The sequence below is a fragment of the Psychrobacter halotolerans genome (assembly GCF_039680845.1).
Taxonomy (GTDB): Bacteria; Pseudomonadota; Gammaproteobacteria; order Pseudomonadales; family Moraxellaceae; genus Psychrobacter.
Genome location: NZ_JBDKWD010000005.1, coordinates 23039 through 41566, shown reverse-complemented (window position 1 = coordinate 41566; position 18528 = coordinate 23039). Strand labels below are relative to the sequence as shown.

14 protein-coding genes are annotated in these 18528 nt (G+C 44.1%); 5 read left to right on the top strand and 9 right to left on the bottom strand.

All coding sequences use genetic code 11. The features are described 5' to 3' along the window. Positions 1-58: 58 nt before the first annotated feature. Positions 59-703 (bottom strand): hypothetical protein, encoded by a 645-nt coding sequence (locus AAJP47_RS10220; RefSeq protein WP_346717823.1) that lies wholly within the window; start codon positions 701-703, stop codon positions 59-61. 502 nt (positions 704-1205) lie between these two features. Between AAJP47_RS10220 and AAJP47_RS10215 the strand changes: the two genes are divergently transcribed. Then, the gene (locus AAJP47_RS10215; RefSeq protein WP_045445077.1) at positions 1206-1478 is read left to right on the top strand and encodes an HU family DNA-binding protein; all 273 of its coding nucleotides are present in this window, start codon (positions 1206-1208) and stop codon (positions 1476-1478) included. A gap of 421 nt (positions 1479-1899) precedes the next feature. Beyond that, the gene (locus tag AAJP47_RS10210; RefSeq protein ID WP_346717822.1) at positions 1900-3774 is read left to right on the top strand and encodes a SurA N-terminal domain-containing protein; all 1875 of its coding nucleotides are present in this window, start codon (positions 1900-1902) and stop codon (positions 3772-3774) included. A gap of 138 nt (positions 3775-3912) precedes the next feature. Here AAJP47_RS10210 and purH read toward each other — a convergent pair whose 3' ends face one another. From purH to mrcB, 6 genes are all read right to left on the bottom strand, one after another. After that, positions 3913-5493, bottom strand: a complete 1581-nt coding sequence (gene purH / locus AAJP47_RS10205) for a bifunctional phosphoribosylaminoimidazolecarboxamide formyltransferase/IMP cyclohydrolase (RefSeq protein ID WP_346717821.1) — start codon at positions 5491-5493, stop codon at positions 3913-3915. 159 nt (positions 5494-5652) lie between these two features. Then, positions 5653-5928, bottom strand: a complete 276-nt coding sequence (fis, locus tag AAJP47_RS10200; protein ID WP_497198721.1) for a DNA-binding transcriptional regulator Fis — start codon at positions 5926-5928, stop codon at positions 5653-5655. A 321-nt stretch (positions 5929-6249) separates the two neighbouring features. Further along, positions 6250-7428, bottom strand: coding sequence for a DUF3426 domain-containing protein (locus tag AAJP47_RS10195; RefSeq protein WP_346717819.1), 1179 nt, complete (start codon positions 7426-7428; stop codon positions 6250-6252). A 173-nt stretch (positions 7429-7601) separates the two neighbouring features. Further along, the gene (gene prmA / locus AAJP47_RS10190) at positions 7602-8528 is read right to left on the bottom strand and encodes a 50S ribosomal protein L11 methyltransferase (protein ID WP_346717818.1); all 927 of its coding nucleotides are present in this window, start codon (positions 8526-8528) and stop codon (positions 7602-7604) included. A 181-nt stretch (positions 8529-8709) separates the two neighbouring features. Beyond that, positions 8710-9579 carry a tetratricopeptide repeat protein gene (locus tag AAJP47_RS10185; RefSeq protein WP_346717817.1) on the bottom strand — a complete coding sequence of 290 codons (870 nt, stop codon included), beginning with the start codon at positions 9577-9579 and terminating at the stop codon, positions 8710-8712. Between the two features lie 32 nt (positions 9580-9611). Continuing rightward, positions 9612-11975 carry a penicillin-binding protein 1B gene (mrcB, locus tag AAJP47_RS10180; RefSeq protein WP_497198720.1) on the bottom strand — a complete coding sequence of 788 codons (2364 nt, stop codon included), beginning with the start codon at positions 11973-11975 and terminating at the stop codon, positions 9612-9614. Between the two features lie 489 nt (positions 11976-12464). On the opposite strand from mrcB, the gene AAJP47_RS10175 reads away from it, so the two are divergent. After that, positions 12465-15362 (top strand): heavy metal translocating P-type ATPase, encoded by a 2898-nt coding sequence (locus AAJP47_RS10175; protein ID WP_346717815.1) that lies wholly within the window; start codon positions 12465-12467, stop codon positions 15360-15362. A 90-nt stretch (positions 15363-15452) separates the two neighbouring features. Here AAJP47_RS10175 and AAJP47_RS10170 read toward each other — a convergent pair whose 3' ends face one another. Next, a complete protein-coding gene (locus tag AAJP47_RS10170) occupies positions 15453-16175 on the bottom strand; it encodes a Bax inhibitor-1/YccA family protein (RefSeq protein ID WP_346717814.1) in 723 nt (240 codons plus the stop codon). A gap of 327 nt (positions 16176-16502) precedes the next feature. Between AAJP47_RS10170 and AAJP47_RS10165 the strand changes: the two genes are divergently transcribed. After that, complete coding sequence (locus AAJP47_RS10165; RefSeq protein ID WP_346717813.1) at positions 16503-17507, top strand: NAD(+) kinase; 1005 nt, start codon at positions 16503-16505, stop codon at positions 17505-17507. Positions 17508-17548: 41 nt separating this feature from the next. Next, complete coding sequence (locus AAJP47_RS10160; protein ID WP_346717812.1) at positions 17549-17860, top strand: YeaC family protein; 312 nt, start codon at positions 17549-17551, stop codon at positions 17858-17860. 103 nt (positions 17861-17963) lie between these two features. Here the strand turns inward: AAJP47_RS10160 and AAJP47_RS10155 are convergent, their stop codons facing one another. Continuing rightward, positions 17964-18338 carry a HopJ type III effector protein gene (locus AAJP47_RS10155; RefSeq protein WP_010199421.1) on the bottom strand — a complete coding sequence of 125 codons (375 nt, stop codon included), beginning with the start codon at positions 18336-18338 and terminating at the stop codon, positions 17964-17966. Between the last annotated feature and the right edge of the window lie 190 nt (positions 18339-18528).

Genomic DNA, 18528 nt, shown 5'->3' with positions numbered 1-18528 from the left:
GTGTTTAACGGTCGCTGGGCTCAACGTTTACTGTGTTCAACATTTATTGGTCTCAAAATTAATTCATTAACAGTCCTGCAATACAACCGATCATAACGACAATCGCAATCGCTGTAATGATCATAAGTGTCTTTTGTTTGCTTTGTAGTTCTTTTAACGTGGTTTCAAGCTCACGATTTTTGATGGTTAGCGTGTTGATTTGAGTCTGTTGCTCTTTAATACGCAGCTGATAGCTTTCTTTTTTGTCTGCCATCTCAGCGTCAGTCGGACGATTTTTATCTTTGCCGCCTTTAATCTTTTTGATCAGACCGCGAATCAAGCTGCCAACGCCAAGCTGCATAATGAACTGTTTGACCAATTGTACTTGGACGGACTCACCACGCATTTGTAATTTTTCTACGGTTTCGCTGTCATGAGTGCTGATGGCATTGATGATTTGGATACTATAAGCATTGATAATAACATCAGGCTCACTGCGACCCACTGGCAGCTCGGCGTCTAGTAATACCCCTTTGGTACTAAAAGTGGCAAAAACCTCAACATGAGGCAAGTATAACCGTAAAGCCACGACAGTACCTCCCTTAGCAAGCGGATAAGCAGCTTTGCGCAATTCGGGATCAAAACGCAGCAAAAGTGTTAGTGCTGATTCGATGAACACCAAAATGACATTAAGAAGAGAATGGGACAACGTAGAACGCTTCATGTAAATAATCCGTTTTTATGTGACAAATCAGAGGCAGACAATAAACAAGGGTTAAAATCGACCCAATTTGATGCAATGATATTTTATTTTTTGTTCATAGTAACGTCTTTATAATAAAAAGTAACGTTCGTTTCTGTCAGTTGTTAAATTATTAATTGACTACAGAGTAGCTAATAATGGCACCGATATTTATAACGATTAAGACGATATTATCATTTTAACGTCTTTTTTAAGCACAAAATCATGCAAATTTTGGCAAGCATAGTGGCCTAAAAGGACAGTTTCAAAGGCTTTGCGTAACATTGGGTGTCAAATACGTAGTGTAGAGGACAAAAATATGTAAAATCACTTGCGCTCCTTATGCTGCCTTGATATAAAGACGATAACAAAGCGACACCTGTTAATACGCCAGTCAGGTAGTTTTTATTGCTTAAATGCTATGAGAGCGTTACAATGCTTGGCGTGAGCGTTTATTATCTCCCTTAAACTTGAAGGAAATTTTATGAATAAGTCAGAATTAATTGATAGCATCGCAGATAAAAGTGGTCTAAATAAAACTCAAGCTGGTGATGCATTGAATGCGGTTATGGAAAGCGTTGGTGAAGCATTAGAAGCTGGTGACAGCATCTCACTAGTAGGCTTTGGTACTTTCAGCGTAAAAGACCGTAAAGCTCGTACTGGCCGTAACCCTAAGACTGGTGAAGAACTTAGCATCCCAGCAAGCAAAGTACCTAGCTTTAAAGCAGGTAAAAACCTAAAAGAGCGCTTGAACTAAGCCATTCTTTTAAAGCAAACGCTGTAAAGGTTTAATATTTAATTAAAAGCAGTATTTAAATAAAATCAGTATTTCAACAAAAGCAGCGTTTGTTCCTCATAAAAGAGGGTCGTTCATACCTTTGATGACAATCTAAGGGAAAATTTGAACGAAAAAAAGCACCTAGTGATTAGGTGCTTTTTTTATTGCGATAGTTTGTATCAGATAACGTGAATATTTTGAGTCTGTATAAAAAATCACGTATCATAGGGCGCTCGGTAAATGCGTTGCTAAAACAAGGCTGCTTTAAAAAATAGCCTTTTTGTTCTCTATTAAATGCATAGGTTCTAATTCTTACCATTGCCTGCTTAGATAGCATTGATATTAATAGTAATATTACAATGGTTTTTCATCAATATAGGTTAATAAAGCAGAGATAACTATGGATAAATTGCGCGATTTCTTAAAAAGCTGGCCAGGTCGCATTTTATTGATTTTGTGCCTATCGCCGCTCGCTCTATTGGGTGTCGAAAGCTATTTTGGTGGCGGGGTTGATCCCAACCAAGTGGCTCAGGTGGGTGATGCAAGCGTAGGGTTGTCCGAGTATCAGACTGCCGTCAATAACCGTCGTACTGAGATATTAGAACAGGTTGAGGACGCAAGCTTATTAAACGAAGATGTGCTACACGAACAAGTGCTAAAAGGTTTGATTGATCGTACATTACTAGAGCAGCAAGCGGGTAAGCTTGGTATGACAGTCTCTGATGACACTATCAATCGCTTATTACGTCAAGAAGATGCTTTTAAAGATGCTGACGGCAACTTCTCTAACGACCAATTCGCAAACTTCTTGCGTCAGCGCGGTATGACCAAAAACCAGCTGTTTGCTGAGTTTCGCAATCAGCTTAGTCTTGACCAGCTCAATGCTAGTATCGTTGGTACTGCCGTCTATCCGATGAAAGCGGTCAGTCAATTGATTGACTTGCAACTTGAGTCACGCAATATTTGGCTACATCGTTTTGAGTGGCAGGACTATGTTGACCAAGTTAAATTGAGCAAAAGCGACATACAAGCTTACTATGATGCCAATAAAAATGATCTAAAAAGCGCCGCAGTCGTGGATTTGGCTTATTTACAACTCAGTCCTCAGTCGCTTCAAGTGAGCGATGTCACCACAGAGGATTTGCAGCAGCAATACGAAGCGTATAAGCAAAGCCAAGCAATCACTGATGAGCGTAGAATTAGCCAGATTTTGTTAACAGGTGAAAATACTAAGGCGCGTGCAGATAAAGTCAAAGCCCGTTTGGATAAAGGGGAGTCTTTTGCGGCATTGGCTAAAACAGAGTCTGATGATCCCTCTGGAGAGACTGGTGGTGACATTGGCCGATTCAATCCAACCGTGTTTGGTAGTGATGCCGTAGCGGTCGAAAAAGCCTTGGAAGGCTTAAGTGTTGGCGATGTAACCGCGCCTATCAAAACAAGTTTTGGTTATCAAATATTTACGGTCACTGAAGACAATGGCAGCTCACTACCAAGTCTTGAGAGTATGCGCGACGAGTTAATGGTCAAAGCAAAAGAGTATAAGCGTCAGGAGCTTTATGCAGATAAAGTAGCGGCGATTAATGACTTAGCAGCCGATGGCTTTAGTATCGAAGATATTGCTCAGCAGGAAAATGTAGCCCTAAAACGTCTTAAAAATTATCCGAAAGAAAACAATCAAACGCTACTGTCGCAACCTGCTGTCATTAAACAGGCCTTTGATGAGTTTACGATTCAAGATCAAGCAGTGACCGCTGGCATTGAAGTCGGCAATGGTACGGTATGGGTACAGCCAAGTAACTATCGTCCTACTAAGACGCTCACGTTATCAGCAGCGACACCAAGAATCACTCAGATATTACGTCAGCAAAAAGCCACGGCATTGGCGCTAAAAGATGCCAAAGCGCTGGCCGCGAATATCAAGACTCCAGCTGATATTAATAAGCAATCAGTACGCTTGCAGTCATTAGGAGAAGTCAATCGTCAAACAACGCGCTTGACTGAAAAAGAGCGTGGATTGGCCTTTAGTCAACCAGCGGCTGACAATGGTGTGGTCGCAATCGCTAGTGAAACTGAAGTAGGGGCAACTTTACTGGTTGGCGACCCTATCAAAACAGAACAGCAATCGCCATTGTCTGATGTGCAAAGAGCGCAAACGGCAGCAATCGTCCGTGATAATTTAGGACAAGATCAGCTACAAGATTATTTAGATTACCTACGTTTGGTGTATAAAGTTGAAATTAATGAAGCCAATATGAACAACGCTCAAGGGCGTTAAGTATCTGACCAATCATTAATGCTTAGATGTCATCAGAGTAGATAAAAAAAGCCACTGTATTGTACAGTGGCTTTTTTTTGACAGTGCTGACGACTATGTCAATCAGCACTATGCGTTTTTATGGCAATGTATGAGCTATTAATGGCGGAAGTGACGCATGCCCGTAAATACCATGGCGATACCGTGCTCATTGGCAGCGGCAATGGTCTCATCGTCTCGCATAGAGCCACCTGGCTGGATAATCGCAGAAATGCCGACTTGAGCGGCATTGTCAATGCCGTCACGGAATGGGAAGAAAGCGTCTGATGCCATGACAGCCCCTTCAGTGGGCAATCCTGCGTGCTCAGCTTTAATCGCAGCGATACGTGCTGAGTTGACGCGGCTCATTTGACCTGCGCCTACACCAATCGTACGTTGTCCTTTTGCATAGACAATGGCATTAGATTTGACGTATTTTGCCACGTTCCAACTAAATAGTAGGTCCGCAATTTGCGCTTCGGTTGGTTGGACGTCTGTGACGATTTTTAGGTCATTCGCCGTAATCAAACCAAGATCTTGCTCTTGTACTAGCAGACCACCGTTGACGCGCTTATAGTCAAGTTGCGTATGACGCTGATCTGGCGCTGGTAGTTCGCCGCATACCAATACGCGTACGTTTTTCTTGCTAGCCGTCGCCTCAAGTACGCCCTCTTCAACGCTAGGGGCGATGATGACTTCCACGAATTGATTGTCAATGATGGCTTTAGCAGCTGCCAAGGTTAATGGGCGGTTAAACGCGATGATACCACCAAATGAAGACTCAGGATCAGTGCTGAATGCAGTACGATAAGCTGCTACTTGATCGCTATCTACAGCGACGCCGCAAGGGTTAGCATGCTTGACGATAACGCAGGCAGGGGTCGTGAAAGCTTTTACGCATTCAAGGGCGGCATCGGTATCCGCGATATTGTTGTAAGACAGCGCTTTACCTTGCAATTGCTTGGCGGTTGCAATGGAGGCTTGAGGCGTCGTTAATGACTGGCTCTGCGTATAAAAAGCAGCACTTTGATGAGGGTTTTCGCCATAACGTAGGTCTTGTGCTTTTTTAAGCTGCACGTTGAACGTTCGTGAAAACGTTTCAGGTTGCTGGTTTTCATTGACACGGCTGCCTAGGAAATTAGCAATCATTCCGTCGTATTGTGCGGTATGCTCAAAAGCTTTGACTGCCAAGTCGTAACGCAAAGCCATGGTCAATTCAGTACCATTACCCAAAGCGTCCAATATACGATTATAGTCCGCAGGATCGGTAACAATACCTACATGAGCGTGGTTTTTTGCCGCTGAACGCACCATCGTTGGACCACCGATGTCGATGTTTTCAATGGCTTCGTTCATGGTCACGTCTGCACGAGCAATGGTTTCAGCGAAAGGATATAAGTTGACGACAACCAAATCAATGCGTTCAATTGTGTGTTCACTCATCACAGCATCGTCTGTACCACGGCGTCCTAAAATACCACCATGAATTTTAGGATGCAGCGTTTTAACACGGCCATCCATCATTTCAGGAAAACCTGTGTAATCTGATACTTCGGTCACAGCGATGTCATTTTCTGTGAGTAGTCGGTAAGTACCGCCAGTAGACAGTAAGCCAAAACCTGCTTTGATAAGACCTTCGGCAAATTCAACGATGTTAGATTTGTCAGAGACCGATAGTAGGGCAAGTGGGGTTGTACTCATAAAAAAACTTCCATAAAAAAAGCCTGACGTGAACGTCTGGCAAGGTGACAATGACAATGATTGCAGACAAGACTAAGGTTGCTTACGATAGCGTTAAAAAGGTTATCTTGCCATGCGTAATGATTGTCAGTGAGGATGAGTGAACTCATATAGACGATGCTACATTAAATCGTAGGTTTTGAGTTTCTTGCGTAAAGTACCGCGATTAAGTCCAAGGATTTGGGCGCATTTGGTTTGATTGCCCCGAGTTTGTTCAAGAACGACAGACAAGAGCGGCTCTTCTACTTGTTTGAGTACAAGCTCATATAAGTCAGTTGGTACATCATCACCCAGCATCGCAAAATATTGTCTGACCACCCGCTCAACATGGACGCGTAAAGGCTCCTGTGTATAGCTGGTGGGACTGTCTAAAGAAGCGGCGAAACTGGGAGGCAGAGGATAATCTTCTTTATTGTAATCGGCAGGATGATCAGAGCTTTTGGCAAAATGACTGGCATTATGCTGTGCATGAGTTGCCATAAGATAATGTCCTTTAAAATAATCAAACCATGGGGGTAGGGTATTATATCAAATTAACTTTGTCTAGCGCGGACAGATTGGTCGTTATCTCAGCGATCGGCTCATAGGCGGGCTAGAACTTGGAATTGACTTATCAATATAGATCTACTTTGCTAAAATTCGGACTCAATATCTTAACGACGTAATATTTCAATACCTTAATACCTTAATACCTTAATACCTTAATACCTTAATACCCTAATACAGGGGGGTTACGACAACTTCTCGAATTTCCTTGTTAGCAATCGGTATGGTAAATAATAACCGTCGACTACCATTGGCGGTCAATTGGCTTTGTTTGCCCAAAAGATAGTCGGTTGGCTCGGCAATGAACTCTCCAACCAGACCATCAGCGCCATAAACGCTCACTTGAACGTTTGGGTATAGCTGCGCTTTGTCGCTTTGGTTGGTTAGCAAGGCACTTATATCGCTAAAATTGTCAGTCGTATTAACCGCACTAGATTTGTGCTTGGTATTGGCGATTGTAAAGGCATCTATATTGGCACTGGGCAAGCTACAAACAGCGACAGAACATACTGCTTGGAGACGCTCGGCATAAACCGGGTTTTTGACCAAATTTTCTAAATTAAAAATCACGTATTGGGCAAAAAGTAATAAGGCCAATACCAAGCAACCAAGCGCCCACAGTATGGAAGCAATTGATTGACTCTCTGGGCTTACTGAAAATTTTTCTGGTGCTTGAGGTGTTCTAATACGCGCCTTAGAGGCCTTATTTGTGCTTTGATGAGGCACAGCTGTGCTATTTATATTTATGGATGAGCTTGTCTCATCTTCCTGCTCATTTTGCTCTTTAAGCAATTTTTCGAGCCATGAATTATTGGTATGGTTATCAATGCTGGCATGAATGTCATTCGCTGCGACTGAACTCAGTAACGGCGCTGAGGTAGCAATAGTCGCTGATGACTTAATAGAGGAGAGACTGTCTCTATTAGGGGTTTTAGAGCGACCATTTACGGGTGGGCGAGAGGGCTTATGTGCTTGATCCAACCATGCATCCATGCTGTCTAGTGAGTCATACTCTAAAATGCTTTCTGATGGCTCATCAATATCCATATCGTCATAGATTAAGTCATCGTGAATTAACGCATCAGCGGGAAACTCTTTGGTAGATGCTTTATGTTGCGATGCCTTAGTATTACTTAATTTGTTTTTTTCTTTTTTATGAGGACGGCTATCTGTGGTGATATGAGGTTGAGTTGTCGAAGTATCAGGAGTCACGATAAGATGTTGATTGACCAAAAAACGTTGTTGGCAATGATCACAGTTGGCAACGGCACTGACTTTATTGAGCTGGGTTTGTTGTACACTAAAGCAGGCTTTGCAGTGGGGGCATTGGGTTTCTATGGGGGTAGTCATAGGGTCGAATCCAAAAAAGTATGGTTATCAATACCGCTTAGCCACTTATAAAACTGCCTATCATACTTGCCTTTAAACGCACAACGAATTTATGAGTCACAGCTAAAGATAGAGTGGCGTCAAACTCATAAAATTTGACTGCCCTCTATCGTAACAGATGTAATTAAATGTTGCTAGCCTGTAAATGTACCAGACAAACGCTGCCAATGCTGCTCTTCTTGAGCGGTAAAAGCATGTTTTGGATCGAGTGAAAAATAAGGCTGATAAGCCGCCGTCACTTGCTCGGTTTGCGATTCTATTAGACCTGCCAATACGATACGTCCTTTTGATGTCACTAAAGTAGCAAAGTAAGGGGCTAAACCGATAAGGGGTTTGGCTAAAATATTGGCAACAATAACGTCGACAGGTAGAACGTCATGCTCGGCGCAATAATCGTTAAATGCTTCTGGTAAAAATGCTTGTAGACGATCGCCCACCTGATTGCGTTCTGCATTTTGGTTGGTCGCAAGTACTGCTTGAGGGTCGATATCGACCGCATATACTTGACGTGCTCCCAATAATAAAGCGGCAATACCCAAAATGCCGGAGCCACAACCATAATCAATGACCACTTTATCCGTCAAATCTTGCTCTGTTAGCCAGTCAAGACACAAACGGGTGGTGGCGTGATAACCCGTACCGAAGGCTAAACCTGGATCCATAATAATATTGGTGGCATCAGGATTGGGCGGTGTTATCCAATTAGGCACCACCCATAAGTTATTGGCGCATTCGATAGGATGGTAGTTGCTCATCCACTCACGTTCCCAATCCTTGTCATCCACAGCGCTCAGCCAAATACGCGTAGCCTGTACTTGCGCGGCAATCTCATGACTGAGCTGCTCGATCGCTTGACGGTTACCAGTATCGGTCGTGGCATCGAACAAACCTGTCAAGATGACATCATCCCACAAAGGTGATTCGCCAGGTAATGGCTCAAACAAAGGCTGGTCGCCTGCGTCGTCTAGAGCGATCGATAATGCGCCTGCTTCTAATAGTAGTGCTTCTGCCAAATCGACGTTTGTTTTTTCGCATTGTAAATGCAGTTGTTGCCATGCCATAAAGATAACCTTGAGCTTGAATAAAATGGAAATAGAGTACTTCTATAAATATAAAGTACTCAGATAAATATAGAACACTTAAATAAATCAAGTATTGAAATAAATCATGAATATATAGAATCTAATAAATGAACGGTCGCACTTTTACGTTTGAGACTGACGGACTCAAACTTGAGGGTTATTAGCGTAAGGCGCTTTTTGCTTCACTAACCACGCGTGAGTTGCCTTGTGCTTGTCCCGACTGCAAGATGATCTGCCAAAGTGCTCGTCTGCGACTGCTATCTTGAGAAACGCTAAGACCGCGTCTTGCCATCGCTTCTGCTTTACGGGGCTGATTCTTTTTTAACGCCACTTGTGCCAAATAAAAGTACACGGCCGAAGACTTAGGTGCCAAGCGCTGAGCGCGAGTAAAGCTATTCTCAGCACTGGTCAAGTTACCTGCTTTGAGTTGATTGATACCCGCTTGCATCAAGTTACGAAACGCTGGCAAATCGCTATTATTGCTTGACGTTTTCTGAGTTCGTTGCTGTGAGTTTTTTCTTGCCTGTTCTAATAATTCATTACGTGACGGCGCTGACGGCTCAGAGATCATATAGTCATCACGGGAAGGGATTAAAATAACGGTATCAGCTTGAGTGGGTGTTGAGCTTGGCGTGTTAAAAATAGGTGTCTCTTGCGTCAGGGGGTTTGATGGCTCAGAGACATCATCAGACTCAATCGCATAATCAGAATCATTATCGGTTCTAACAATAGGCGCTTGCGTGACGGTCGTTACCGTCGTTGTATCTACCGTCCCTTTGGGCGTTTGTGAAGAGGGAGTGCGTGGGACGGTCGTGCTTTGAACGGTCGTGGTTGGAGCAGTCGTTTGAGCAGGAGCTTGAGTGGTCGTTTGCGCCGCAGTCGACATGCTAGGCGTAGTCTGGCACGCGCTTAAACTTAGCATAGTGACAAGCGCGCTGCCTACCAATAACGTATTGGCAGGCTTATTTTGTCTGATGTGCATAACAATCGCTCGCTTAGATGAAGCCATTTGCTGTAGAGGTGACATCATATTGAAACCCTTTATAAGTTTTAAAAACAAGTTTAGAACCACTCAACGGCACGATCATACCAAGTATCAGCACGACCTTCTGCATCATTATCACTTTGCCCTTCATTGTTTTCTTGGCTATCGGTATCAACGGCTTCGCCATTTGGAATCTCTAAACCTTCACGGCGGCGTTGTTGGTTGATAGCACTTTGCTCATCTTGTTCGTGGTTACGATCTTGTTGATATAAGTCAAGAGCACAACTACTGGCTTCTTCTGGTAAATGGGCAGACATCACAGGTAAGTAACGTGCGTTGGCACAGCGTTCATTGGACAGCTTGCCTGAGTTGTTTTCAAGCCATAGCCATTCGATACCTTCAGGCTCTGGCAGTGCCACTGGTGTAAGTTTTAATCGTTTCATATAGTCAACCCAGACTGGTAGAGCGCCTGTACCGCCACTTAAACCAATGGGCTTATTATCGTCACGTCCAACCCAAACCACACTGACATAGTTACCACTATAGCCTGCAAACCATGCATCGCGGAAATCGTTTGTGGTACCAGTTTTGCCTGCTAGGTTTAAATTGCTGCCAAGCGATTGCGCACGTTTAGCAGAACCCGTCGCAACCACTTGTTGCAGGGCATAGTTGGTCAAAAAGTTGGTCTCAGGCGGAATGCTACGTTGAGTATTTAGCCCTGTGCGTTGCAAAATGCGACCACGATCGTCAATCACAGTACGAATACTATGAATAGGCGTACGAAAGCCACCAGTCGCAAACACTTGGTATACGCCTAGCATATCCATCGGGCTAAGATTGACTGAACCCAATAACGCAGAAGGGTACGGCGGTATTTTTTCTTTGACGCCCATGCGCTTTAATTGCTTGGCAAAGGTATCTACCCCGAATTCCATACCGACGCGTACCGCACTGTGGTTATATGAGTTTGACAAAGCGGTGGTGAGTGGTACAAAACCATGATCGCGATTGTCATAGTTTTTAGGATTCCACTTGGTGCCGTCGTTCAAATTCACCGTAATCGGCGAGTCATCTATTGAGCTGGCTAGATTATAGCGACCGCTTTCAAGTGCAGTCATATAGATAATGGGTTTTAACAACGACCCCACTTGACGTTTGGCATCAATTGCGCGGTTAAAGCCGGTAAATTCACTACCACTCCCGACTACTGACACCAGCTCGCCAGTTTCAGGATTCGCACTGACTAATGCGCCTTGCAAGTTTTTAGTTTTACTATTATTACGACGTAACTCACCAAGTTTTGTATCAACGGCTTTGTCCGCTGCTAATTGCGCAATAGGGTCCAAGGTACTAATAATGATTAAACCTTCGTTTTTGAGGTCATCAGAATAATACACGGTATTGAGTTCACGCTTAACAATATCCAAAAAGTCAGGGAATTGACTCTTGCCTTCGACAGGCTTGTCGACGACGCCAAGGGGTTGCTCGATTGCTCGGTCGTAGTCTTCTTGGTTGATAGAACCGACTGCCAACATATTGCCCAGTACCACATCGCGGCGTGCTTTTGAATCGTTTGGATGGCGACGTGGGTTATAAATACTTGGGCCTTTTGCCATACCCACTAGCATGGCTTGCTGATCTAACCGCAGCTCATTAAGGGGTTTGTCAAAATAAAACTGTGAGGCCAAACCAAAACCGTTGATAGAACGGTTGCCATTTTGACCCAAGTAAATCTCATTCAAATACGTTTGTAAAATCTCATCCTTGCTATAATGCAGCTCGAGCAATACTGCCATCATGGCTTCATTGGCTTTGCGTTTTAGCGTACGGTCTGAATTGAGATAAAAGTTTTTGATCAGCTGCTGCGTGATGGTTGAGCCGCCTTGTCTTGAACCACCAGAGAAGTTATTGAGGACAGCGCGCGCGATTCCGCGTATCGACACCCCTTTATGCTCATAAAACGCGCGGTCTTCGGTTGCTATTAATGCGTTAATTAACGGTTGTGGTACTTCGTCTAACGACACGACCAAACGGTCTTCATTGCTATCGGGATAAATACCGCCAATATTGACAGGTTCTAAGCGAATAATACCGCTCTTAGCTGGCAAGGTGCTTTGAATCGACTCGATTTTATTACCCGCAATGGTCATCTTGATGACTTGCTCTTTATCTATATCATTTGAGCTATAAGTAAAGCCGCGTGTATGAATAAAGTAGGTATTGCCTGAGCGATGATACGTACCCGTGCGATCATAGGCTTGGTTGCTTTGGTAGTTTAGCAACTCTAGCCATGACTTCATCGTTTCCCTATCGACATTCGCGCCCTGATATAATTCAAGCGGTTGAGAGTAAACTTTGGCAGGAATGTCCCAGCGCTTACCCTCAAACTTACTGGTAATGGTGCGATCAAGCTTCACTAAATATAGTGCCAATAACACCATACCTGCGATGACTATAATTAATAGAAGACTACTAAATACCAAGCCGCGCTGCTGGGAAGGCAGCGTATGTTGGGCAGACTTAGAGGACTGTAATAGCTTGGAGTTGGATTTTTGCACTGATGTCGCACCATTTTTGGATAAAAAACTGCCTCATAATGACGCAAATTGACAAATTTTTCAATCTATCATCGTCAATACAGGCATTCATTGTGAGTAGACAGTAAGCGGTTATGCTGCTCCGGCTCACGGCTTGTAGTATAATTGGTACCATTCAACCGATATTCATTGTAAGGCAGCCACTGCTTTTAATTGGTTTTGTCGATGCCATATACGATAGCAACTTGTGATGGCTATCATGATGTATTTTGTATGAATCCGCTACGATTGCAAACCGCTGTCTTAAGTAAGATGATGCATGATAAATAACAGTCAGTTTACCGAGAGCAAATAGGGTTCGAGCAAACCTATATAAAGGAAGTAAGCGCGATTATGTCTAGTACTCCACAACCCGCGACATCCACGATCACTCATCCCTATCAAGACAATTCTATCACCGACTGTCTGGTATTACCCCTTGCGGGTCACTGCTTTCATTGCGGCGATCCTGTACCTCAGCCTCCGTTTTATGCTGAAGTATTGGGGACATCGCGTGAGATGTGTTGTATGGGTTGTCAATTGGCCGCTCAGAGCATTGTCGAGGCAGGCCTTGAGCAATATTACCTTGACCGCTCCGAGATCAACCGCACGGCAAGTCTACCAACCCAGCTGACTCGCCTCGAAGTTTACGATCATGATGAGATAAAAGCTCAGTTCGTTTATGCGCAGGACGGTCTATCAGTGGCAGAGCTGTCCGTCAACAACTTACGCTGCGCTGCTTGTACGTGGTTGATTGAATCGCGTCTAGACGAATTAGAAGGCATTAGTCAATGTCAGGTAAATTTGACCAATCAGCGTATGCGAGTGATTTGGGACGAAAGCAAGTTGCCCATCAGTCGTATTTTGGCCGTCATCAATGAAATCGGCTACGACGCCAAGCCTTATCGTCAAGACACTCATGAGGCCATGCTGGCGCGTCATAACAGTCAAATGATATTGCGTCTGGGTATCGCCGCCTTGGGTTCTATGCAGGCAATGATGTATGCCGTTGCCCTGTATTTTGGTGAATATAGCGATATGTTGGTATTTCAGCGAGATTTTCTGCGTTGGGTTTCTTTGTTTGTGAGTACCCCTGTTTTCTTGTATGCCGGTATTCCCTTTTTTACCTCGGCATGGTCGGCGATTCGTGCGCGGCAAGTGAATATGGATGTACCCGTCAGCGTCGCTTTGATTATCACCTTTTTTGCCAGCCTTTATGCCACGTTCACCGGGCAAGGCGAGACCTATTATGACTCTGTCAGTATGTTTATTTTCTTCTTATTGGCAGGACGCTACATTGAGCATAATGCGCGTCTAAAAGCAGCTACTATGGCCAATGATCTGGTGGTGGTTGAACCAGTATTGGTACAAAAAATTGCGGAAGATAAAGCGGCGGCTCAACGTATTTTGCAACAATTAGAACAAAATACACTTGATCAAAATGAGCATAGTCAAACCGAGCATAGTCAAAACGAGCTTAGTCAAAATGAGCATAGCCAAACCGAGTCTGACCAAGACAGAAAAGACGTTACGGCTCAACAAAGCGCCTTTTCAACTGCTATGCCCCGTTTTATGCCGAGCATCAATGTTAATGTTCAGCAAATAACCTTACAAATTGCACAAAACTGGCAGCAGACACGTCATCAGGCAACAGTCCGATCACAACGAGAGAATAACGCCGAAGACCTTATAGAAGACAATGTAGAAAAAAAACAAATGGTCACTGCCCATAGTCTACAAGTGGGTGACATTATCATGGTCGAAGCAGGATCTGAGATTATCAGCGATGGTATCTTGCTCAGCCCAACGGCAACGGTATCGCAAAGCCTTTTGACAGGTGAGGGCGATTTAATTCTCAAAACCCAAGGTGATTATATCGTTGGCGGTGCCCAAAACGACAGCCAACCGTTTGAGATGCTGGTCACCGCGTTACCAGAAGACAGTCAAATCGGTCTGATTGATAGACTCATGAACCGTGCCATGAGTGAAAAACCAAAACTGGCACAGCAAGCGGACAAGCTGGCACGTTGGTTTGTCGCGCGGATTTTAGTATTGTCCGTTTTGGTTTTTATCGGCTGGTATATTGTTGAGCCAAGCCAAGCCATTTGGGCGACAGTCGCTGTGTTAGTGGCGACCTGTCCGTGTGCGCTCTCTTTAGCGACCCCTATTGCGCTGACGGTGGCAACCAATCGGTTGGCAAGCTATGGATTTTTGACGACGCGCGGGCATACCTTGCAAACGCTTGCTGAGATCACACATGTGGCCTTCGATAAAACGGGCACGCTCACTTATGGTAAGCCAAATTTACTAAATATTGAGCTGTTAGCGCCCATTCACAAAACCATATCTAGCACTGACATTGATGATACGGCTACTGTGGCGTTAGCCGAACAAAAAGATAAGGTGTTGGCAATCGCAGCGGCGCTCGAAGTAGGCAGTCGTCATCCCATCGCGCATGCCTTACTAACGGCCGCTTATCAATTGCATCTGCCAATCACGCAAGACTTGCAGCATCATCCAGCAGGCGGCGTAGAAGCGATGATTGATGACGTATCCTATCGTATTGGTCATATCGACTTTGCTTTAGATAACATAAATAATGCGCAGGCAAGCGAGTCATTGACGATTGACTTGAATGTACATCGAGCAAGCTCAGCGGTAATCTTGTCTTATCAAAACCATGAATCAAATAACTGGCAAGCGCTGGCGTGTTTTTACTTTAATGACAAAGTACGCGATAGTGCCAAATCCATGCTTGATACCCTCAAAGGATTGGGGATTGAGGCGGTTATGCTGACAGGTGACCCAAGCCCTCAAGCGCTGACTATGGCTAACAGTTTGGGTATGCAATCCGCTTACAATGGGTTATCACCAACCGATAAAGTGGATCATATTCAGCAGCTACAAGGTAAAGGAGCCGTTGTCTTGATGGTGGGCGATGGTATCAATGATGCGCCCGTATTGGCAGCCGCCGATGTGTCAACGTCGATCGCTGGCGCGGCAGACTTGGCACAAGTATCTAGCGATAGCATTATATTAAATGGGCAAATAGAAGCTATCACAGCGGCTAAACGTATCGCTAATAAAACAGAGCGTATCATCAAACAAAACTTTCGCTGGGCCCTTATTTATAATGGTATTGTCTTAATACCAGCGGCTTTGGGTTATGTGCCACCATGGCTTGCTGCTATTGGAATGTCATTAAGCTCGCTGTTTGTCGTACTAAATGCGCTACGTTTAAAACGTGCTTAGTATGCGTCGTCTCTTTATGCAACTTATAAAAAAACCGCCTTTAAGAAAAGACGGTTTTTTATTTAAAATGATAGCTTGGCAGAGGTGAGGTTAATCTTGTAAATAACTAAGCAGACGCATAAATTCGATGTACATCCACACAAGCGTTGCAAGAATACCGATACTAAATAACCATTCGTAGTCTTCAGAGATACCCATGGCCACGCCGCGATCGATATTATCAAAGTCTAGTAGAAGAGTGAAAGACGCGATAACAATCACAAATAGGCTAAAGCCAATGGCAATAGCGCCGCCTTCAAATAAGAACGGTAAGGTTGAGCCAAATACCAAAGAGAGCACCCACTGCGCCACATAAACAAGCATAATCGCGATAACGGCTGAGGTCACGATAGAACGGAACTTTTCAGTAACTTTGACTAAGCCTGAACGGTAAAGACCAAGCATAACAGCAGCGGTTACAAACGTTGCGCACATTGCTGTCACTGGTACCGTTGGATACATTCTCATAAAGAACAGTGAAATACCGCCTAAAAAGATACCTTCTAGCAATGCATAAGGCACGGCCAACGTCTTGGCTTTTTGTGGCTTAAAGGTGATCACAAGCGCGAGCACAAACGCAGCAATCATGCTACCAAAGGCCGCCATCGTAATAAAACCTTGCGATAATCCTGCCATGAGGGCATAAAAGAAGAACCCCACGCCTGTGATAGCAGATAATCCAAGTAATAAACTGGTCTTTTGAATTACTCCTTTGACCGTCATTGGAGTACCGCCGATCGCAAGCTCTGCACGACTAACAATAGGATTGGCCATACATGTATCCTTAATAATAAAAAATAATATAGATATCAGATACTTTAGCAAACCACCCATTATTGTCAACTGTGTTTACGTGACAACTGTCAAGGCTTTGCTCACTCCATCCTTTCTTGTATCCATTTTATTTAGGATCAACTATACAATGTCGTGCGTCCATTTTATCGAGTATAGATTATATCACCAAGTGGTTTTCGCTTTTGTGAAAAGCAGGCATAGCAGAGGATTACGACAGTTAACAACGATAATGCATAAACATGCTAGTCTAAGCGTTCATTTATCGCTATCATTGCTCTGTAATTCACCGTTATACCGAGTCGTTTTATGGAAAACTCAGCGCAGTCAGCAAGATTGCCACACTTACACGAATCAGAGCTGTTCCACGCGATCAAAAATCCAGCTTTTAGACGTATTGGCTTGATGGGGCGCGCGGGCAAACGCAGTGTTACCCAAAGTCTGGTGCAGATTGCCCAAACCATTAATGACATGAATCTCACCTTGATTATGGATGTGCAAACTGCGAATTTGCCTACCTTAAATCTGATTGAGATTGAAAAAGTCAAAATCGTTAAGCGGGGTTTGATTGGTGAGATTTGTGATTTGGTCATCGTCGTTGGCGGTGATGGCTCAATATTACATGCCGCTGAAGCGTTAGCACGCTATCGAGTGCCCGTATTGGGTATTAACCGTGGTCGTCTTGGCTTTTTGGCAGATGTTAAACCTGATGAAGCGGCCTTTAAGTTACGTCAAGTATTGATGGGTGACTATCAGCTGGATCACAGGTTTTTGCTCACAATGGAGATACGAGAAGGGCGCGATATCATCCACGAAGACATGGCGCTCAATGACGTGGTATTGCATGCTGGCAAGTCGGTACATATGATTGATTTTCAGATGAAAATTGATGGGCAGGATGTCTATAGGCAGCATAGTGATGGCTTGATAGCGGCCACACCGACAGGATCGACGGCTTATGCCTTGTCCGGCGGTGGTCCTATTATTCATCCAAGCATGGATGCCATTTGTTTGGTGCCCATGCATCCACACACGCTATCGAGTCGACCGATTGTGGTGAGCGGCAATAGTGAGGTCTGTATTCGTATTCACGAGGACAATCGTACGCAGCCAATGGTCAGCGCTGATGGTAAGCCAAGTGTGCCACTTGAGCAAGAGCAGCGGCTTTACATCCGTAAACATCCTGATAAGCTGACCTTATTGCATCCACCTGGGTTTGATTTCTACGAAGCGTGCCGTACCAAGTTGCACTGGAACGTCCATGCAGAAGAATTCAGTCTTGATGGCGATGATGATATTATGGATGATGAATAAGCGTGTTAGCGACACAAAAATAGCAGTGGAGAATAGGCAAGATGGACAAACAAACGATATTGGCAAGCTTGACGCCAGAAGTGGTTGAAAAATTTCGTATGGCGATTGAGCTTGGTAAATGGCCTGATGGTCGCAAAGTAACTGCTGAGCAGCGCGAAACTTGTATGCAAGCGGTGATGATTTGGGAGCACGAGCATCTACCGCCTGCTGAGCGCACAGGTTTCATTCATAAGCCAGTAAAAGACAACGGTGATATCGTTGGGGCGGAGTGCGAGGTCGAGCATGAGCAACATTACCCCAATATGCCCAACCCTAAAGGGGCGGTACAACCGATTAAATTTCGCAATAAGTAGCCTTGCGATGACTGGTGTTATTATTGATGAATGAAGTGACCAGTAACAAACGTCAATAAAAAAGCCACGCTCGTTAGCGTGGCTTTTTTATTGTAGTAAACAATTAGAGTGCAGTCGTATCAACGCTAGGGCGTACCGTCAACGGATTTTTTTGCATTAAAAATCCTTGCCAGCCCCAATGCAAAAAGTTGCGGATATTGGCATGATCAGTACCGTTAGGCGTTGCTTGAACCTTGGCATAATGCTCGCCAAACAGCTTTAATGTGTCTAATTGGTTTAGACCATGGTGTTTAGCAAAACCAAAGATTTTTGCACTGCCTTCATTTTCACCAGCTGCATTATGTACCATGCCATTGACGAAAGGGGCAGGAGCATAGCGATAAAAATCATCGATAAAGCTGATGACATCATTGAATCCAATGGCTTTTTTATTTAAACCATTAAGTAGAGCCGATACATCTGATTGGCGGATACTCATAAATAAATGACCTCAGAGCAGATTAAAAAAGCAAAAATACCGTACTTTTAAAAATACAATGCTTATATATGCTCGATAATGATTAATAATTAAGCGTTAAGTATTACAGATTTGCTTAGCGATTAAAATAGTCTTCGTCATCAAATGAAGGCGCAAAACTGCCTTGTTCAAGATGTTGCATCTGCGATTG